At 34.5% G+C, this 18,594-nt stretch carries 16 protein-coding genes, 8 tRNA genes and 1 rRNA gene; all 25 read left to right on the top strand.

All coding sequences use genetic code 11. The features are described 5' to 3' along the window. Positions 1-116 precede the first annotated feature (116 nt). Positions 117-689: an aminoacyl-tRNA hydrolase gene (gene pth / locus LQ673_RS14190; RefSeq protein WP_037590333.1), complete on the top strand. Its 573-nt coding sequence runs from the start codon at positions 117-119 to the stop codon at positions 687-689. Then, a complete protein-coding gene (mfd, locus tag LQ673_RS14185; protein ID WP_239705886.1) occupies positions 686-4,195 on the top strand; it encodes a transcription-repair coupling factor in 3,510 nt (1,169 codons plus the stop codon). The genes pth and mfd overlap by 4 nt, the downstream gene beginning before the upstream one ends. Then, a complete protein-coding gene (locus LQ673_RS14180) occupies positions 4,182-5,690 on the top strand; it encodes a polysaccharide biosynthesis protein (RefSeq protein WP_239705885.1) in 1,509 nt (502 codons plus the stop codon). The genes mfd and LQ673_RS14180 overlap by 14 nt, the downstream gene beginning before the upstream one ends. A 7-nt stretch (positions 5,691-5,697) precedes the next feature. Continuing rightward, positions 5,698-6,864, top strand: coding sequence for a MazG nucleotide pyrophosphohydrolase domain-containing protein (locus tag LQ673_RS14175; protein WP_239705884.1), 1,167 nt, complete (start codon positions 5,698-5,700; stop codon positions 6,862-6,864). Next, entirely contained in the window at positions 6,861-7,127 is a 267-nt protein-coding gene (locus LQ673_RS14170; RefSeq protein WP_037590337.1) for an RNA-binding S4 domain-containing protein, read from the top strand. The genes LQ673_RS14175 and LQ673_RS14170 overlap by 4 nt, the downstream gene beginning before the upstream one ends. A gap of 16 nt (positions 7,128-7,143) precedes the next feature. Then, positions 7,144-7,527, top strand: a complete 384-nt coding sequence (locus LQ673_RS14165; protein ID WP_025905562.1) for an FtsB family cell division protein — start codon at positions 7,144-7,146, stop codon at positions 7,525-7,527. Between the two features lie 83 nt (positions 7,528-7,610). After that, positions 7,611-7,994 carry a S1 domain-containing RNA-binding protein gene (locus tag LQ673_RS14160; protein WP_025905561.1) on the top strand — a complete coding sequence of 128 codons (384 nt, stop codon included), beginning with the start codon at positions 7,611-7,613 and terminating at the stop codon, positions 7,992-7,994. An 88-nt stretch (positions 7,995-8,082) separates the two neighbouring features. Beyond that, positions 8,083-9,363: a tRNA lysidine(34) synthetase TilS gene (tilS, locus tag LQ673_RS14155; protein ID WP_239705883.1), complete on the top strand. Its 1,281-nt coding sequence runs from the start codon at positions 8,083-8,085 to the stop codon at positions 9,361-9,363. Continuing rightward, entirely contained in the window at positions 9,347-9,883 is a 537-nt protein-coding gene (hpt, locus tag LQ673_RS14150) for a hypoxanthine phosphoribosyltransferase (RefSeq protein WP_037590339.1), read from the top strand. The genes tilS and hpt overlap by 17 nt, the downstream gene beginning before the upstream one ends. A 92-nt stretch (positions 9,884-9,975) precedes the next feature. Further along, positions 9,976-12,084, top strand: coding sequence for an ATP-dependent zinc metalloprotease FtsH (ftsH, locus tag LQ673_RS14145; RefSeq protein WP_037590340.1), 2,109 nt, complete (start codon positions 9,976-9,978; stop codon positions 12,082-12,084). Positions 12,085-12,148: 64 nt separating this feature from the next. After that, the gene (gene hslO / locus LQ673_RS14140) at positions 12,149-13,027 is read left to right on the top strand and encodes an Hsp33 family molecular chaperone HslO (protein ID WP_239745094.1); all 879 of its coding nucleotides are present in this window, start codon (positions 12,149-12,151) and stop codon (positions 13,025-13,027) included. A gap of 96 nt (positions 13,028-13,123) precedes the next feature. Then, complete coding sequence (gene cysK, locus LQ673_RS14135; RefSeq protein ID WP_239705882.1) at positions 13,124-14,053, top strand: cysteine synthase A; 930 nt, start codon at positions 13,124-13,126, stop codon at positions 14,051-14,053. 129 nt (positions 14,054-14,182) lie between these two features. After that, positions 14,183-14,974: a dihydropteroate synthase gene (folP, locus tag LQ673_RS14130; protein ID WP_025905555.1), complete on the top strand. Its 792-nt coding sequence runs from the start codon at positions 14,183-14,185 to the stop codon at positions 14,972-14,974. Further along, entirely contained in the window at positions 14,967-15,326 is a 360-nt protein-coding gene (gene folB / locus LQ673_RS14125; protein WP_239705881.1) for a dihydroneopterin aldolase, read from the top strand. The genes folP and folB overlap by 8 nt, the downstream gene beginning before the upstream one ends. Next, the gene (gene folK, locus LQ673_RS14120; protein WP_037590343.1) at positions 15,327-15,815 is read left to right on the top strand and encodes a 2-amino-4-hydroxy-6-hydroxymethyldihydropteridine diphosphokinase; all 489 of its coding nucleotides are present in this window, start codon (positions 15,327-15,329) and stop codon (positions 15,813-15,815) included. It abuts the gene before it with no gap. Between the two features lie 56 nt (positions 15,816-15,871). Continuing rightward, positions 15,872-17,359, top strand: coding sequence for a lysine--tRNA ligase (gene lysS, locus LQ673_RS14115; RefSeq protein WP_126476464.1), 1,488 nt, complete (start codon positions 15,872-15,874; stop codon positions 17,357-17,359). A gap of 283 nt (positions 17,360-17,642) precedes the next feature. Then, positions 17,643-17,757: ribosomal RNA gene (gene rrf, locus LQ673_RS14110) — 5S ribosomal RNA — on the top strand. 13 nt (positions 17,758-17,770) lie between these two features. Then, positions 17,771-17,846 (top strand) — tRNA-Val (locus LQ673_RS14105). 5 nt (positions 17,847-17,851) lie between these two features. Beyond that, positions 17,852-17,927 (top strand) — tRNA-Thr (locus LQ673_RS14100). A gap of 7 nt (positions 17,928-17,934) precedes the next feature. Then, a tRNA-Lys gene (locus LQ673_RS14095) sits at positions 17,935-18,010 on the top strand. Positions 18,011-18,044: 34 nt separating this feature from the next. Continuing rightward, positions 18,045-18,119 (top strand) — tRNA-Gly (locus LQ673_RS14090). Positions 18,120-18,134: 15 nt separating this feature from the next. Further along, positions 18,135-18,223 (top strand) — tRNA-Leu (locus LQ673_RS14085). A gap of 11 nt (positions 18,224-18,234) precedes the next feature. Continuing rightward, a tRNA-Arg gene (locus LQ673_RS14080) sits at positions 18,235-18,311 on the top strand. Positions 18,312-18,321: 10 nt separating this feature from the next. Beyond that, positions 18,322-18,395, top strand: a tRNA-Pro gene (locus LQ673_RS14075). Positions 18,396-18,412: 17 nt separating this feature from the next. Further along, positions 18,413-18,488, top strand: a tRNA-Ala gene (locus LQ673_RS14070). The last annotated feature ends 106 nt before the right edge of the window (positions 18,489-18,594 follow it).

The following is an 18,594-nucleotide window of genomic DNA, read 5'->3' as shown; positions in this document are numbered from 1 at the left end:
TTTTAAATCTTCAACCCAACACATTTGTGTTGGGTTTTTTTATTTAAGTATAGATAGATGAAATAAATCACAAAAATGCTATAATATATACTTAGTATTAATATGGAGGTTACAACATGAAATGTATTGTTGGACTTGGAAATATCGGAAAGAAATATGACCTTACGCGTCATAATATTGGCTTTGAAGTAGTTGATAAATTGCTTGATCGTCACCAATTAGACTTAGATAAACAAAAATTTAAAGGCGCATATACAATAGGGCTTATAAATGGAGAGAAAGTAATGCTTATTGAGCCTATGACTTTCATGAATTTATCAGGTGAAGCTGTAAGACCACTAATGGACTATTATAATATAGATATAGAGGATCTAGTTGTACTCTATGATGACATGGACCAGTCTCAAGGTCATTTGAGACTACGTCAGAAAGGAAGTGCTGGTGGTCATAACGGTATGAAGTCTTTAATTCAACATTTAGGGACAGACCGTTTTAACCGTATTAGAATCGGAATTGATCGTCCTACAAATGGCATGAGTGTACCGAATTATGTGCTTCAAAAGTTCTCTGATGATGAAATGATTACAATGGAAAAAGTAATCGATCGCGCAGCAGATGCTTGTGAAGCTTTAATTAAAGGCGAAACTTTTCAGAATGTGATGAACCAGTATAATGGTGAAGTAATATGAAACACGTTATCCATGAAATCATACAAGCAGACGAACGATTTCAAGAATTAACGCAAATATTTGGAGAAAAGAACATACTCATAACAGGACTGAATCAGTCGAGTAAAGCACTACTCATATTAGAACAATATCTTAAAAATGATAAACAACTCGTTATCGTAACAAATAACTTGTATCAGGCGGATAAATTAGAAGCGGATATTCTTCAATTATTACCACCTGAAGAAGTATTTAAGTTTCCTGTACAAGATATTATGATTGAGGCGTTCTCTACGCAAAGTCCTGATTTAATGAGTGAACGTATCAGAACACTAACCCAACTTGCTCAAGGCAAGAAGGGCTTATTTATCGTGCCTATAAATGGCTTGAAAAAACAATTAACACCGAAACACATTTGGAATGAACATTATAAATCGATTCAAATAGGTGATGATATTGACTTAGATGTATGGGCTAATCAATTGATTGATATGGGTTATAAGAGGCAATCGTTAGTATCAGCAGTTGGTGAGTTCTCGATTCGTGGTGGGTTGATTGATATCTATCCAGTAACTGGAGATCCTGTTCGAATTGAATTGTTTGATACTGAAGTAGACGGTATGAGATTGTTTGACGTTGAAACGCAACGCTCTTTAGGTAATGTTGAACAAGTTGAAATTACAACGGCTAGTGATTATATTTTTACAAGTGAACAAATTAGCCAACTTCCAGAACGTATGGAAGAAGCATATGAAAAGACTAGACAACAACTAGCTACAGAAATGCGACCCGACTTAAAAGATACGTATCAAACGATATTGATGCAAAGTGATGAATTGAAAGATCATCAAATTTTAAGACGTGTGATTTCGTTTATGTATGATGAAGTGACAACTTTAACAGATTATTTTGCGGATGATGCACTTGTTGTTGTAGACGAATATAATCGAATTAAAGAAACTGAACATTCATTAGATGTTGAAATCGAAGAATTTACGCAATCGCTAATAGAATCAGGACAAGGATTTATTGGCCAACGTTTTATTTCAGAACATGCTTTTACAGAATTGTTACATCAACATAAAATCGCTTATTTCACTTTATTTACTGCAAGTATGCCAGTTGAAATTGAAGAGATGGTGAAATTCTCATGTAAACCTGTTCAAAGATTCTATGGACAATACGACATTATGCAATCAGAGTTTGATCGCTTTATGAAACAAGGATTCACAGTCGTATTATTAGCAGAATCTGAAACGAGAAAGTCTCGTATTCAAAGTATGTTAAACGACATGAAAATTCCAACTGTTATAGATAGGGTAGAACAAGTCGGTGACAGAGGACAAGCTGTCGTAACAGATGGCGCGCTGTCTGAAGGGTTCGAATTGCCTTATATGAAGCTTGTCGTCGTGACAGAAAAAGAACTTTTCAAAGCACGTGAAAGAAAACAATCTAAAAGAAGACAAAAGTTATCTAATGCTGAAAAAATAAAATCTTACCAAGAATTGAATGTAGGAGATTATGTTGTACACGTACATCATGGTGTTGGTAAATATTTAGGCGTTGAAACATTAGAAGTATCTGGCATTCATAAAGATTATATTAAAATTCAATACAAAGGTACCGATCAATTATTTGTACCAGTTGATCAAATGAATGATGTTCAGAAGTTTGTTGGATCAGATGATAAAGAGCCAAAGGTGAATAAACTTGGCGGTACAGAATGGAAAAAAACAAAAGCTAAAGTTCAAAAAAATGTGGAAGATATTGCGGATGAACTGTTGAAACTTTATCAAGAGAGAGAACAAGTTGAAGGTTATCAATACGGTCCGGATACTGAAGAACAAATGACATTTGAAATGGACTTTCCATATGAGCCTACGCCTGACCAAGTCACTTCTTTAGAAGAAATTAAAGCAGATATGGAAAAAAGAAGACCGATGGATAGACTGCTTTGTGGTGATGTTGGATATGGTAAGACTGAGGTAGCAATAAGAGCTGCATTTAAAGCGGTCTTGGAAGGTAAGCAAGTAGCCGTGCTCGTACCAACAACGATTCTTGCTCAGCAACATTTTGAAACATTCAGAGAACGTATGCAAGAATATCCAGTAGAAATTCAAATGATGAGTAGATTTAGAACACCTAAACAAGTTAAAGAAACGAAAGCAGGTATCAAATCTGGATTTGTAGATATTGTTGTAGGTACACATAAATTACTAAGTAAAGATGTTGAATATAAAGATTTAGGATTATTAATCGTCGATGAAGAACAAAGGTTTGGTGTGAAACATAAAGAAAGAATTAAAGCATTAAAGACAAATGTAGACGTTCTTACTTTAACAGCTACACCAATTCCGAGAACACTTCATATGAGTTTATTAGGTGTTAGAGACTTATCTGTTATTGAAACACCACCTGAAAACAGATTCCCTGTTCAAACGTATGTATTAGAACAGAATATGAGTTTTGTTAAAGAAGCACTAGAACGTGAACTTTCACGTGGTGGACAAGCATTCTATTTATATAACCGCGTGCAGTCTATATATCAAAAGAGTGAACAGTTATCTATGCTCATGCCTAATGCGAGAATAGGCGTTGCTCATGGACAAATGACAGAACGAGAATTAGAAGAAACGATGTTGAATTTTGTCGATGGAGAATACGATATTTTAGTTACAACAACGATTATTGAAACGGGTGTCGATGTTCCAAATGCTAATACATTGATTATTGAAGACGCTAATAGATTTGGATTGAGTCAATTGTATCAGTTACGTGGACGAGTGGGTCGTTCTAGTCGAATTGGTTATGCATATTTCTTACATGAACAAAATAAAGTACTGACTGAAGTTGCTGAGCAAAGACTGCAAGCTATTAAAGAATTTACTGAATTAGGTTCAGGATTTAAAATTGCCATGCGCGATTTGAATATTCGTGGCGCAGGAAATCTATTAGGTAGTCAGCAGCATGGGTTCATAGATTCTGTAGGTTATGACTTATATTCTCAAATGTTAGAAGAAGCGGTTAATGTGAAACGAGGCATTGAACCAGAATCAGAAGTACCACAACTTGAAGTAGATATTAAGATAGATGCCTATATACCTGCTGAATACATTAAGAATGAACAAGCCAAAATTGAAATGTACAAAAAATTGAGATCAATTACGACGCAATCTCAATTGGAAGATATTCAAGATGAATTAATCGATCGTTTTGGTGAATATCCTGTTGAAGTTCAACGTTTATTAGACGTTGTTGAAGTAAGATTGAATGGTATTCATTTCGGTATTACAGAAATTAAAGAAGTCGCTAAAGTGATACAACTGACAGCATCAGAATATACAACAAATCATTTAAAAGGTGACGTGTTGTTTAAAGTTACAGAACCATTAGGTAGAAAATTAAAAATAGCTGTGTCAGACAATCAAATGGTGTTTAAATTACAAAAATCAAAACAATGGTTAGACGATTTGAAATTCTTAACTAATGTGATCAATGAAAGTTTGGTAGACGATGACACAATCTAAACCCATTTTTAATAGTGTATTGTTGTTAACAGGCACGATGGTCATTGTTAAAATTTTAAGCGCAATTTATAGAGTGCCTTACCAAAATGTTTTAGGTGATGAAGGATTATATGCATACCAACAAGTATATCCGCTTGTTGCGATTGTAAGTGTTGTAAGTTTAAACGCGCTTCCTAGTGTCATGAGTAGCTGGATGATTCAACGTAAACAATCAGAAATAATAGGTATGTTCTGGTTCTTACAAATGACTTGTTTATTGCTAAGTGTTGCTATATTTTTAAGTGCACAATTGATAAGCGGACTGATGGGTGATCCGAACTTAACGCCTATGATTCGTATGGCGAGTTTAGCGTTAATACCACTTGTATTTATCTCGATGGTACGAGGGTATTATCAAATGAAACATCAGATGAACTTTATTGCCGTTTCACAGGTTATTGATCAAGTCGTTAGAGTGGGTGTGATTTTAACTGCGATTTTGCTATTAGTTGGCTTGAATATTTCGATTTATCAAGCTGGTACAATCGCAATCAGTGGTTCTGTATTGGGATTAAGTTGTATTGCAATTTACTTCTGGTTTAAAAGAAAGCCTAGACTGAGATTTTCCTGGGAAATAAAGTTGAGTGACACTAAAAATATCGTGACGATGACAATCTTGTATGCCATTTCTTATTTGATATTGATTTTATGGCAAATTGTAGATTCATTTACGCTTATACATTTGTTGCAAGAGAATGGATATAGCTTTCATGAGAGTATAAAAGTAAAAGGTGTGTTTGATAGAGGTGCTTCATTGATTCAGATGGGGCTAATCATCACAACGACATTTAGTTTTGTGCTTATTCCATTGTTAACAGAACAACTGCAAAAGAAAAACCATCAACTCGTGAATGAATATGCTAATACATCCTTAAAGATAACAGTGTTATTTAGTATGGCTGCCGCATTTGGCTTAATGAACTTACTACCATTATTAAATACTGTGTTCTTTAAAACGAATGAATTAATCGGTACATTGAGCGTCTTTATGCTCGCAGTTGTATTCGTGACATTTATCATTATGTATACAGCTTTATTGCAAGTGAAATTAAATAGAAATATATTATTTATTGCGCTCATGATTGGTATGGTAACGAAATTGATCGGGAATTACTGGTTTGTACTGCAGTTTGGTATATTTGGTGCGAGTTTATCGACAGTCATGTCGCTTGCTATTTATACTTTGATTTTGCATGTACGTGTGATGAAACTTTATCAATTTCAACGTATGGGTTTATTTATGATTAAAGTGATTACTTTACTTGCGATCATGTCTATATTTGTACAAGTTGTATTGCTCATTCCAACGCACACGAGAATGACTAGTCTATTAATTATGTTACTGGCAGGTATTGTTGGCGTAATGGTTGTCATAATAGGTATAATAAAAATGAAAATATTAATAAAAGATGAATGGAAACATTTACCTTTAATGGATAAAATAATAAAGGAGTAATTAACATATGGCACAACAAATATTAGTTGTTGGCTTAGGTAATTATAGTTTAGAAGAATTGCCAATGGGCGTTTACCGTAAACTTCAATCAGCTGATGTTATATATGCGCGTACGCTAGACCATCCGGTTGTTAAAGAATTAGAAGACTTAAATTGGCAAGGTTTTGATTATATTTATGAAAAGCACGATGATTTTCTTAATGTATATTCTGAAATTGTCGATACATTGATTGAAAAAGCTGAACATGAAAACATTATTTATGCGGTGCCTGGTGACCCAATGGTAGCTGAAACAACGACGCAGCTTTTATTAGAGAAAGCACCGGATGTTCACGTGTTAGGTGGGAAAAGCTTTCTAGATGATATGTTCAGAGCTGTTAATATTGATCCGAATGACGGGTTTACATTATTAGACGGAACAAGTTTGTCTGAGACTTCATTAAATATAAGAACGAATACGATTATTACACAAGTGTATGATCAATTAGTTGCATCAGATATTAAAGTTACATTGATGGAAAGATATCCTGATGACCATCCTGTGAAACTCGTTTCTAATGCAAGATTAGGCGAAGCAGATGTGATTTCTTGTCCATTGTATGAAATGGACCATCATGCTGAGTTATCAAATTTAACAAGTTTATTCATTCCGAAAATAACTGAAGATGAACAACTTTACAGTGATTTTCAATATTTAGAACAAACTATTGATACATTAGTGTCCGAAGAAGGTTGTCCATGGGATAAAGTACAAACACATGAAACATTGAAGCGTTATGTGCTTGAAGAGGCATTTGAATTAATAGAAGCAATTGATGAAGATGATATTGATCATATGATAGAAGAACTTGGAGACATATTGTTACAAGTGATGCTACATGCTGCGATTGGAAAGAAAGAAGCGTACTTTGATGTAAGAGAAGTGATACAAACATTAACTTCTAAGATGATACGTAGACATCCACATGTGTTTGGAGACCAAGAAGCGAATGATATTGAAGATCTCAAGAAAATTTGGAATGATGAAAAACAAAAAGAAGGCAAAGTTAAACGCGAGAAACTAGAAAAAATATTTGCTGATTACTTTTTGAAGTTGTATGATAAAACCAAATTAGAGGGATACAGTGAACAATCATTAAAAGAATTTATAAATAAAGGAGATTTAACAATTTGAGATTAGATAAATATTTAAAAGTATCTAGACTGATTAAGCGTCGTACACTTGCTAAAGAAGTGAGTGACCAAGGTAGGGTTAAAGTAAATGGTCAAGTTGCTAAAGCAGGAACGACTGTAAGTGTTGAAGATGAATTGGAAATTAGATTAGGTAATAGAATAATTGTTGTTAAAGTGACAGGGTTGTCTGAACATGCTAATAAAGAAAATGCTAAGACAATGTTTGAAGTCATCAAAGAAGAAAAAATTCAAGATTCTATATAAATAAGGAGGTACACCAATGGCGCAAAAAATTAAAAATCTAGATAATGAATATACACAGTCCCAAAACAAACAAAAAAAGACTGTCAATAAAACGCGCCAAGTGATACGCAAGCGACTTACCTTATTTGGTGGAGTATTATTGTTAATAATCGTTATTATGATCATCATGCTATTTCTTCAAAAAAATCGTAATGATGAATTAGTGCAAGAGCGTAAAGAAAAAGCTGTAACATATGAAAAGTTACAAGATAAAGAGATAGAACTTAAAGAACAAATTAAACGACTGAACGATAAAGAATATATAGAAAAACTCGCAAGAAGCGAATACTTTTTAAGCAATGATGGTGAAATTATTTTTAAATTACCAGAAGACAAAAAAGACGCGGAAAATGATAAATAATCTGTTTATGGCGTTGTATAATTTTGTATAGAAGCATATAATAAAGTTAAAGTGAATTTATATCAGGAGGATACAGTAATAATATGTCAATTGAAGTAGGCAATAAAGTCAAAGGGAAAGTTACAGGTATTAAGAATTTTGGTGCATTTGTTGAATTACCTGAAGGGAAAAGTGGCCTTGTGCATATCAGTGAAGTTGCTGATAACTACGTCGAGAACGTGAATGACCATTTAACTGTAGGCGATGAAGTAGAAGTTAAAGTATTAACAGTAGCTGATGATGGAAAGATTAGTTTATCTATTAAAAAAGCTAAAGAACGTCCAAAGCGCCAAGCGCCTAAGAAAGAAGCTAAGCCTGAAGACTTTGAGAAGAAATTATCAAACTTTTTAAAAGATAGTGAGGATAAGTTAACATCTATTAAGAGACAAACTGAATCACGTCGTGGCGGTAAAGGTGCAAGACGATAATGGATTATAATAAAAAGAGGCTAATTAGTTGAGCCTCTTTTTATTTTGAAAAGATCAAATGAATTTTTGAAAATTGAGGTGTGTAATCATGCTGGATGTAACTTGGCAACAAGAGGATGATTTAGCTTTAGCTGTTTCGACAGGGATAGATAGCATGTCACTTTTACACATGTTAAATACAACTTATAAAGACACATATCATAAGTTAATTTGTTTACATGTCAACCATGGTTTAAGAGAAGCCTCTCGAGAAGAAGCGGAATTTATAAAACAATTTTGCGAAAAACATCATATTGAAATATATATCAAGACATTGGATTTGAGCGAAACAGTTAGTCACAATAAGAGCATACAAGATATTTCTAGACAAATGAGATATGAATGGTTTGATGAAATGATGAAACAAACTAGTAGCGATGTATTGTTGACGGCACACCATATGGATGACCAAAAAGAAACCATTGCTTATCGACTATTTACTGGGAGAATTGGCCGTGGACCTTTAGGCATTCAACAAGTTCAAAAAAGAAATGATTATATGATTTGTAGACCGTTGTTAAATGTATCCAAATCATTTATAAAACAATATCAACAAGAAAATGATTTTAAGTACTACGAAGATGATTCAAATAAAGATAGTAAATATACTCGCAACTATTTACGAAATCAATTGTTGCCTGTTATTGAAGAAAGATCAGAATTTTCAACAGATCATTTACTGGATTTAAATCAATGGATGAATGATGCAAGAAAATTAATTATAACTGCAGCAGATGATTTTATTGCTAATGAAATAAAACAGTCTGATCAAGTTGAAATTAATCGTGATGCATTTAATCAGCTGAACGATTTAATTAAGATTCAAGTATTAGATCAATTAATGGCTCAATATGTTAAACGAAGATATAGTGAGAAGTCATATAAAGAATGGATGCACGTATTTAATAATTTTTCAAAACAATCCGTCATTCCTATATCTGATGATTGGCAGTTTATAGTAGCATATGATAAATTATTACTATGTGAAGATATTGAGTTCAATGTAAATTCTAAATTTATAAATCGTAATGAACAATATGTATTTGGAAAATGGTTAATTGAAACGAAAGACATAGCATCGCCTTTATTTGTAAGAACGAGAATGTCTGGAGATCGTGTTCAGTATTATAACCGGGGAAATAAACATCACAAAAAAGTTAACAGAATCATGATTGACAACAAGATTGACATACATAAAAGAAACAATTGTCCAATTATTTTAAATGGTGATGACATAATTGCAATTGGTGATTTTTGGATAGATTCTAACTTTAAAAGCGCACTAACTATTACTTATATTGGAGATGACTTTAATGAAAGACTCGATTAAGTCTGTTGTATTATCAGAAGAACAGATTCAAGAAAGATGCAAAACATTAGGAAAGCAAATCACTGAGGATTATAATGGGAAGACACCTATTTGTGTAGGTATTTTAAAAGGCTCAATCATGTTTATGGCTGATTTAATTAAATACATTGATACACATGTAGAATTAGACTTCATGGATGTTTCTAGTTATCACGGTGGTACAGAGTCAACTGGAGAAGTTAAAATTTTAAAAGACTTAAGTACTTCTGTTGAAAATAGAGATGTCATTATCATTGAAGATATTTTAGAAACAGGTACAACTTTAAATTCTATTGTTGATTTATTGAAATACAGAAATGTTAACTCTATTGAAATCGTAACATTGTTAGACAAACCAATGAAACGTAAAGTAGATATCGAAGCTAAATATGTCGGAGAAAAAATTCCTGATGAATTTGTAGTAGGATATGGACTAGATTATGCTGAGAAATATCGTAATTTACCATACATTGGTACACTTAAACCAGAAATATATCAATGATGCGTATAAGCAAGTTTAATTACTAGCGTATGAAATTACAAATATGGTAAAATTTTTGTTAGTTTTATTAATTGAGTAGGAGGACAAATTGAATGCAAAAAGCTTTTCGTAATATATTAATGATCGCGCTTTTAGCTATCGTCCTATTTGGTGTATTCCAGTTCATTAATGGCAATGGACAATCACCAAAACAGCTTACATATAATGAGTTTATGACGAAGCTAGAAAAAGGCGATTTAAAAACGTTAACTATTCAACCAGAACAGAATGTTTATATGGTTAGCGGTGAATTGAAAAAAGGTAAAGATGAAACATATACATCTTCTATTTTATTTAATAATCAAGATGACTTGAAAAAAATAACAGCAACTGCTGAGAAACAAGATGATTTGAAATTTAATGTTAAAGAAGAAGAAAAACAAAGTGTGTTTGTTAGTGTATTAACAACGCTTATACCAGTTTTAATTATTGCATTTTTATTCATCTTCTTCTTGAGCCAAATGCAAGGCGGCGGCGGTGGCGGCGGCCGAGTAATGAACTTTGGTAAGTCAAAAGCCAAGCTATATGATAATCAGAAGAAACGTGTAAGATTCACTGATGTAGCAGGTGCCGATGAAGAGAAACAAGAGTTAGTTGAAATAGTTGATTTCCTTAAAGATAATCGTAAATTCAAGAAAATGGGTGCGCGTATTCCAAAAGGTGTCTTACTAGTTGGTCCTCCAGGTACAGGTAAAACATTACTTGCTAGAGCTGTAGCAGGTGAAGCGGGTACACCATTCTTCTCAATCAGTGGTTCAGACTTCGTTGAGATGTTCGTTGGTGTCGGTGCAAGTCGTGTGCGTGACTTATTCGAGAACGCTAAGAAAAATGCACCATGTATTATCTTTATAGATGAGATTGATGCTGTTGGTCGTCAACGTGGCGCAGGTGTTGGTGGCGGTCACGATGAACGTGAACAAACATTAAACCAATTATTGGTAGAAATGGATGGATTCGGTGAAAATGAAGGTATCATTATGATAGCTGCAACTAACCGTCCTGATATTTTAGACCCTGCATTATTACGTCCTGGACGTTTCGATAGACAAATCCAAGTTGGACGCCCAGATGTAAAAGGACGTGAAGCAGTACTTAAAGTACATGCTCGTAATAAACCGTTAGACGAAACTGTTGACTTAAAAGCAATTTCTCAAAGAACGCCTGGTTTCTCTGGTGCAGACTTAGAGAACTTGTTAAATGAAGCATCATTAGTAGCAGCACGTTCTAACAAAACGAAAATTGATATGAGAGATATCGAAGAAGCGACTGATAGAGTTATTGCAGGTCCAGCTAAGAAAACAAGAATGATTTCTGAAAAAGAAAAAAATATTGTTGCTTATCACGAAGCGGGTCATACAATTATCGGTTGTGTATTAGATGAAGCAGAAATGGTTCATAAAGTTACAATCGTTCCACGTGGTCAAGCTGGTGGATATGCAATGATGCTTCCTAAAGAAGATCGTTACTTTATGACTGAACCAGAATTATTAGATAAGATAGTAGGTTTACTTGGTGGTCGTGTATCTGAAGAAATAAACTTTGGAGAAGCATCAACAGGTGCTCATAATGACTTCCAACGTGCAACAAACATTGCGCGTAAGATGGTTACTGAATATGGTATGAGTAAAAAATTAGGTCCATTACAATTCGGTAGTACGGATAGTGGACAAGTATTTTTAGGTAAAGATATGCAATCTGAACCAAATTATTCAGACCAAATTGCTTATGAAATTGATTCAGAAGTACAACGTATCATTAAAGAACAATACGAACGTTGTAAACAAATTCTAACTGAACATAAATCACAATTAGAATTAATTGCTAAGACACTTCTAGTAGAAGAAACATTAGTAGCTGAACAAATTCAATCATTATTCCATGAAGGTAAGTTACCAGAAGTTAAATATGATGATTCTCATCTTAACCAAAATGAAGACTCAGATGAAGATAAATATGAAGGTGACTTAACGCAACAAGAAGGTACATTAGATATTGACGATGATGAAGTTGGTAAATCATATGAAGAAGTAAAAGAAGAAGTGTCACATGAAAAACGTCGTGAAGACACAGATTCAGATAGTGATTCAGATGAACCAGCTCATGAACAAGAGCCAAATATCGATGACCTAGGTGACAATAAACCGACAGATCGTAAAGAATAATTTCACAAAGTCCCTTTCAACAATTTGATTGAGAGGGGCTTTTTTTAAAGAAGGAGTATAAAACATGACAAAAGATTATTTAGTAAGAGGATTAGCTTTCAATGATGAAGTGAGAGCTTTTGCTGTTCAAACAACAAATACAATACAAGAAGCACAAACACGCCATTACACTTGGCCAACTGCATCAGCAGCATTAGGTAGATCAATGACAGCTGGTGTGATGATGGGATCAATGCTAAAAAATGAAGAAAAATTAACGGTAACAATTGATGGTGGAGGACCTATTGGTAAAATTATGGTCGATGCTAATGCGAAAGGTAAAGTAAGAGGATACGTACAAAATCCTCAAACGCATTTTCCATTAAACGATCAAGGTAAATTAGATGTTAGACGTGCTGTTGGAACAGATGGTATGTTAAGTGTCGTTAAAGATATCGGATTGAAAGATTACTTCACAGGTTCTACACCAATTGTTTCAGGAGAACTTGGCGAAGATTTCACTTATTATTTTGTAACAAGTGAACAAGTACCTTCAGCAGTTGGTTTAGGTGTATTAGTAAATCCTGATAATACAATTAAAGCAGCAGGAGGTTTCATCATTCAACTTATGCCTGGTGCATCTGAAAAAACAATTTCAGCAATTGAAGAAAAAATTAATCAAATGGAACCTGTATCTAAATTGATCGATAGAGGATTATCACCAGAAGAAATAATTGAAACAGTATTAGGTAAAGAAAATACTAGAATTATTGACCATATGGATGTTGAGTTCAAATGTAATTGTTCTAGAGAAAAATTCCTGAATGCAATTAAAGGTCTTGGAGAAGCAGAAATTGATGCAATGATTAAAGAAGATTATGGTGCTGAAGCAGAATGTCATTTCTGTAGAACAAAGTATCAATATAGCGAAGAAGAATTAATCGAACTTAAGAATGCACTTTAATTTAGTAAATACTTTCACTTTATATGAAGTTTTGTTATAATCATTATATCCGATAAATAAACTAGGGTATAAAAACTGTTTAGGAGTGAAGCGTAAATGGCTAAGAGAGTAAATAATATTGTAGAATTAATTGGAGATACACCTGTAGTTAAATTAAACAAAGTAGTTGAAGAAGGTTCAGCAGACGTTTATGTAAAATTAGAATATCAAAACCCAGGTAGCTCAGTTAAAGATAGAATTGGTTTAGCGATGATTGAAGCTGCTGAAAAAGAAGGCAAAATCAAACCGGGCGACACAATTATTGAGCCAACATCTGGTAACACAGGTATCGGTTTAGCAATGGTTGCAGCAGCTAAAGGTTATAATGCTGTATTTGTAATGCCAGATACAATGAGTAGCGAACGTCGTGCTTTATTAAAAGCTTATGGCGCTGAATTAGTATTAACACCTGGTGCAGAAGGCATGAAAGGTGCTATCAAAAAAGCTAAAGAATTAAAAGAAGAAAAAGGCTATTTTGAACCACAACAATTCGAAAACCCAGCGAACCCTAAAGTCCATGAATTAACAACTGGTCCTGAACTTGTTGAACAATTTGAAGGTGTTCAAATTGACGCTTTCTTAGCTGGTGTAGGTACTGGTGGTACTTTATCTGGAGCAGGTAAAGTGCTTAAAGAAAAATATCCTAATATTCAAATAGTTGCAATTGAACCAGAAGCTTCTCCTGTTTTAAGTGGTGGTTCACCAGGTCCTCATAAATTACAAGGTTTAGGTGCAGGTTTCGTACCAGATACTTTAAACACAGATGTTTATGACGATGTTATTAAAGTAGGTAATGAAGAAGCAATGGAAATGTCTAGAAAAGTTGCTAAAGAAGAAGGTATTCTTGGTGGTATTTCATCAGGCGCTGCAATTGTAGCTGCATTGAAAAAAGCTAAAGAACTAGGTGAAGGCAAAACAGTAGTAACAGTTCTTCCAAGTAATGGTGAACGTTACCTATCTACACCACTTTACGCTTTTGAAGACTAATTGATAAATAAATGATTATAAATTAAGTATCACGTCTATAATAAATAACTTTTGAAGTTATTTCATTTAGGCGTGATTTTTTAAATTTGTTATAATAAATTTATCTATGAAAAAGGAAGGAAGACTATCTTGGTGAATACGAAAATTATGGGTATATTAAATGTTACGCCAGATTCATTTTCTGACGGTGGTTCATATAATAGTGTAGATAAAGCAAGACAACACGCTGAGAAACTTATCTCAGAAGGTGCGGATATTATTGATATCGGTGGTGTATCTACTCGCCCAGGTTATACAGAAGTAAGTTTAGAAGAGGAATTGGATAGAGTTATTCCAGTTGTTGAAGCGCTCAGTGATTTAGATGTTCAACTTTCAGTAGATACATACAGAAGTAAAGTTGCTGAAGAATCTTTAAAAAGAGGCGTAACGATGATTAACGACCAGTGGGCTGGTTTATATGATCCGAATATATTGAAAGTCGTGGCAGAATATAATGCAGAAATTGTGTTAATGCATAACGGCGACGGTAAGAGAGATGTTCCGGTAATGGAAGAATTATTGCTTACTTTATTAAAACAAGCAAACCAAGCAGAAATTTGTGGCATACCCGAAAAGAATATTTGGTTAGATCCTGGTATTGGTTTTGCAAAGTCTAGAGAAGAAGAACGTATTGTCATGTCACGATTAGATGAATTGGTCGCTACAGGTTACAATGTGTTGCTTGCGACAAGCCGAAAGCGATTGATCAATGACTTATTAGGTGGCGAAACTAATGTTGATGAACGTGATGAAGGTACAGCAGCAACTACAGCTTACGGAATTGAAAAAGGTGTCCATGCTGTGAGAGTCCATAATGTACAAATGAACAAAAGAGTAGCTAAGACGATAGATGCTCTGAAGGAGATTCGATTAAATGGATAAAATAATATTAGAAGGCATGTCTTTTTACGGATACCATGGTGCAATTGAAGCAGAAAATGAACTAGGACAAATATTTGTAGTAGATTTAGAATTATATTTAGATCTTTCTGAAGCGGGCGAAACAGATGACTTAGAAAAGACTGTTCACTACGGTGAAGTATTTGAAGTGGTCAAAGAAATTATGGAAGGTAAACCGGTAAAATTAATCGAACATCTTGCAGAACGTATTGCAAAAGAGCTATTTTCGCACTATAATCGAGTATTGGAAACCAAAGTTAAGATTACTAAAAATAATCCACCGATACCTGGACATTATAAAGGTGTGGGTATTGAGATAGTGAGGAAGAGATAAATGCATACTGCATATTTAGGTTTAGGCAGTAATATGGGAGATAGGCAACATCAATTACAAGAAGCTGTTAAATTGTTGAATGAAATTGATGGGATTCAAGTTATTCAAGAATCTCCAATATATGAAACGAAACCAGTAGGATACACAGACCAACCTGATTTTTTAAATATGTGTATTGAAATCTCAACTGAATTAGAATCATCTGAATTATTAAAAGTTTGTATGATGATAGAGCAACAACTTCATCGTGTTCGAGTTGAAAGATGGGGACCACGTACAATTGATATAGATATTTTATTATATGATCAATCCGTTATTCAATCACCAGAACTAGAAGTACCTCATCCTAGAATGACTGAAAGAGCATTTGTGATGATACCTTTGAATGATATTGCCTCAAATGTTGTGGAACCTATATCGAAGAAATATATTTGGGAGCTATTGCCAAACGATGAACATGTAGTAAAGTATAATGGTGAAAGCAAATAATCTACGTGTGGTTTAAATAAAATAACAAGTGTAATTTAAATAAGGAGTGGAAAATCATGTCAGAAGAAATGAATGACCAAATGTTGGTTCGTAGAGAAAAATTACAAGAATTAAAAGATTTAGGTATCGATCCTTTCGGTAAGAAATTTGTCCGCAGTGGAGACTCTAAATCATTACACCAAGAATGGGACGAATTCAGTAAAGAAGAATTACATGATAAAGAAGACGAATCAGCTGTTGCTATCGCAGGTCGTTTAATGACTAAAAGAGGTAAAGGTAAAGCTGGATTTGCACATGTTAAAGATATTACTGGTCAAATTCAAATCTATGTTCGTAAAGACCAAGTGGGTGACGAACAATTTGAAATATGGAAACATGCAGATTTAGGTGATATCGTAGGCGTAAAAGGTGTTATGTTTAAAACGAATACTGGAGAATTATCTGTTAAAGCGAAAGAATTTACTGTTTTAACTAAATCTTTACGTCCATTACCAGATAAGTATCATGGTTTACAAGATATTGAACAACGTTACCGTCAGCGTTACCTAGATTTAATTACAAGTGAAGAATCAACTAAAACATTCATTACAAGAAGCCAAATTATTCAAGAAATGAGAACTTACTTAAATAATAAAGGTTTCTTAGAAGTAGAAACACCAATGATGCACCAAATCGCTGGTGGTGCTTCAGCTCGTCCTTTCGTAACACATCACAATGCGTTAGATGCTACTCTATACATGAGAATTGCAATTGAATTACACTTGAAACGATTAATCGTAGGTGGATTAGAGAAAGTATATGAAATTGGAAGAGTATTCCGTAATGAAGGTGTATCTACAAGACATAACCCTGAATTTACAATGATTGAATTGTATGAAGCATATGCTGATTACAACGACATTATGGATTTGACTGAATCAATGGTAGCAGCAATCGCTGAAAAAGTATTAGGTTCTACAACTGTACAATATGGTGAAGAATCTATAGATTTAGCACCTAATTGGAGAAGATGGCATATGGTTGATGCCGTTAAAGAATATACGGGTGTAGATTTCTATGAAGTTAAAACTGATGAAGAAGCACATGCTTTAGCAAAAGAACATAATATAGAAGTAGAAGATCGTATGACATATGGTCATATTCTGAATGAATTCTTCGAACAAAGAGTAGAAGAGAAACTTATTCAACCTACATTTATTTATGGACACCCAATCGAAATATCACCACTAGCAAAGAAAAATCCTGAAGATCCAAGATTCACTGATAGATTCGAATTATTTATTGTTGGTAGAGAGCATGCAAATGCGTTTACTGAATTAAATGATCCAATTGATCAACGTGAAAGATTTGAAGCACAAATGAAAGAAAAAGATCAAGGTAACGATGAAGCACATGAAATGGATGATGACTTTATTGAAGCACTTGAATATGGTATGCCTCCAACAGGTGGCTTAGGAATAGGTATTGATAGATTAGTTATGCTATTAACAAACTCTGCTTCTATTAGAGATGTATTACTATTCCCTTATATGAGACAAAAATAAATGTAACTACTAGCCGTGCACAATTCCATATTGTGTGCGGTTTTATACTTTTGAAAGGCTCTAAAACGCCAATCATGAAGTTTTTTAATAAAATATAAACTTTTTTGTTGTAAAGTGTTGACGAGTGTTTCTAAATTGTGTATTATATAAAGGTCGCTGAAAACAAGCGCATATCAATTCGAGATGTTTGTAAAGAAAGTTAATAAGGTGTAAAATTTACTATTGAAAAGCCTTGATGAGTTCTTTATAATATATAAGGTAAGACAAAAACGAAACAACATTGTCTGGTGGCGATAGCAAAGAGGTCACACCTGTTCCCATGCCGAACACAGAAGTTAAGCTCTTTAGCGCCGATGGTAGTTGGGCTTACGTTCCGCGAGAGTAGGACGCTGCCGGGCGATATTGTTAATTGGAGAATTAGCTCAGCTGGGAGAGCATCTGCCTTACAAGCAGAGGGTCGGCGGTTCGAACCCGTCATTCTCCACCATTTTTGCCGGCCTAGCTCAACTGGTAGAGCAACTGACTTGTAATCAGTAGGTTGGGGGTTCAAGTCCTCTGGCCGGCACCATGTTTTAGAGCCATTAGCTCAGTTGGTAGAGCATCTGACTTTTAATCAGAGGGTCAGAGGTTCGAATCCTCTATGGCTCACCATTTTAAATATACTATATATAAAAATAATTATTTAGCGGAAGTAGTTCAGCGGTAGAATACAACCTTGCCAAGGTTGGGGTCGCGGGTTCGAATCCCGTCTTCCGCTCCATTTTTATTTTTTCTTGCCGGGGTGGCGGAACTGGCAGACGCACAGGACTTAAAATCCTGCGGTAAGTGATTACCGTACCGGTTCGATTCCGGTCCTCGGCACCATTTTTGTTTTTGCGCCCGTAGCTCAATTGGATAGAGCGTTTGACTACGGATCAAGAGGCTAGGGGTTCGACTCCTCTCGGGCGCGCCATTTTAAATAACGGGAAGTAGCTCAGCTTGGTAGAGCACTTGGTTTGGGACCAAGGGGTCGCAGGTTCGAATCCTGTCTTCCCGACTTCTATTAATACTTATGGGGGCTTAGCTCAGATGGGAGAGCGCCTGCTTTGCACGCAGGAGGTCAGCGGTTCGATCCCGCTAGTCTCCACCATTTTTAAAATAGATTATGAACATTGAAAACTGAATGACAATATGTCAACGTTAATTCCAATAATTGAGTACTGAAAGTACTTCAGAGTGATTGGCTTAACCAATCA

It is taken from the genome of Mammaliicoccus sp. O-M54 (assembly GCF_022386035.1).
GTDB lineage: Bacteria > Bacillota > Bacilli > Staphylococcales > Staphylococcaceae > Mammaliicoccus > Mammaliicoccus sciuri_A.
The sequence above is the reverse complement of the archived record's forward strand: the minus strand, read 5'-3'. Positions and strand labels throughout refer to the sequence as shown.

Excerpts from the sequence above, each read along its gene's own strand:
- LQ673_RS14160 (WP_025905561.1), top strand. The coding sequence starts at position 7,611 with ATGTCAATTGAAGTAGGCAATAAAGTCAAAGGGAAAGTTACAGGTATT.
- LQ673_RS14175 (WP_239705884.1), top strand. The coding sequence starts at position 5,698 with ATGGCACAACAAATATTAGTTGTTGGCTTAGGTAATTATAGTTTAGAA.
- ftsH (WP_037590340.1), top strand. The coding sequence starts at position 9,976 with ATGCAAAAAGCTTTTCGTAATATATTAATGATCGCGCTTTTAGCTATC.
- folB (WP_239705881.1), top strand. The coding sequence starts at position 14,967 with ATGGATAAAATAATATTAGAAGGCATGTCTTTTTACGGATACCATGGT.
- mfd (WP_239705886.1), top strand. The coding sequence starts at position 686 with ATGAAACACGTTATCCATGAAATCATACAAGCAGACGAACGATTTCAA.
- lysS (WP_126476464.1), top strand. The coding sequence starts at position 15,872 with ATGTCAGAAGAAATGAATGACCAAATGTTGGTTCGTAGAGAAAAATTA.
- LQ673_RS14180 (WP_239705885.1), top strand. The coding sequence starts at position 4,182 with ATGACACAATCTAAACCCATTTTTAATAGTGTATTGTTGTTAACAGGC.
- cysK (WP_239705882.1), top strand. The coding sequence starts at position 13,124 with ATGGCTAAGAGAGTAAATAATATTGTAGAATTAATTGGAGATACACCT.
- hslO (WP_239745094.1), top strand. The coding sequence starts at position 12,149 with ATGACAAAAGATTATTTAGTAAGAGGATTAGCTTTCAATGATGAAGTG.
- tilS (WP_239705883.1), top strand. The coding sequence starts at position 8,083 with ATGCTGGATGTAACTTGGCAACAAGAGGATGATTTAGCTTTAGCTGTT.
- LQ673_RS14165 (WP_025905562.1), top strand. The coding sequence starts at position 7,144 with ATGGCGCAAAAAATTAAAAATCTAGATAATGAATATACACAGTCCCAA.
- hpt (WP_037590339.1), top strand. The coding sequence starts at position 9,347 with ATGAAAGACTCGATTAAGTCTGTTGTATTATCAGAAGAACAGATTCAA.
- pth (WP_037590333.1), top strand. The coding sequence starts at position 117 with ATGAAATGTATTGTTGGACTTGGAAATATCGGAAAGAAATATGACCTT.
- folK (WP_037590343.1), top strand. The coding sequence starts at position 15,327 with ATGCATACTGCATATTTAGGTTTAGGCAGTAATATGGGAGATAGGCAA.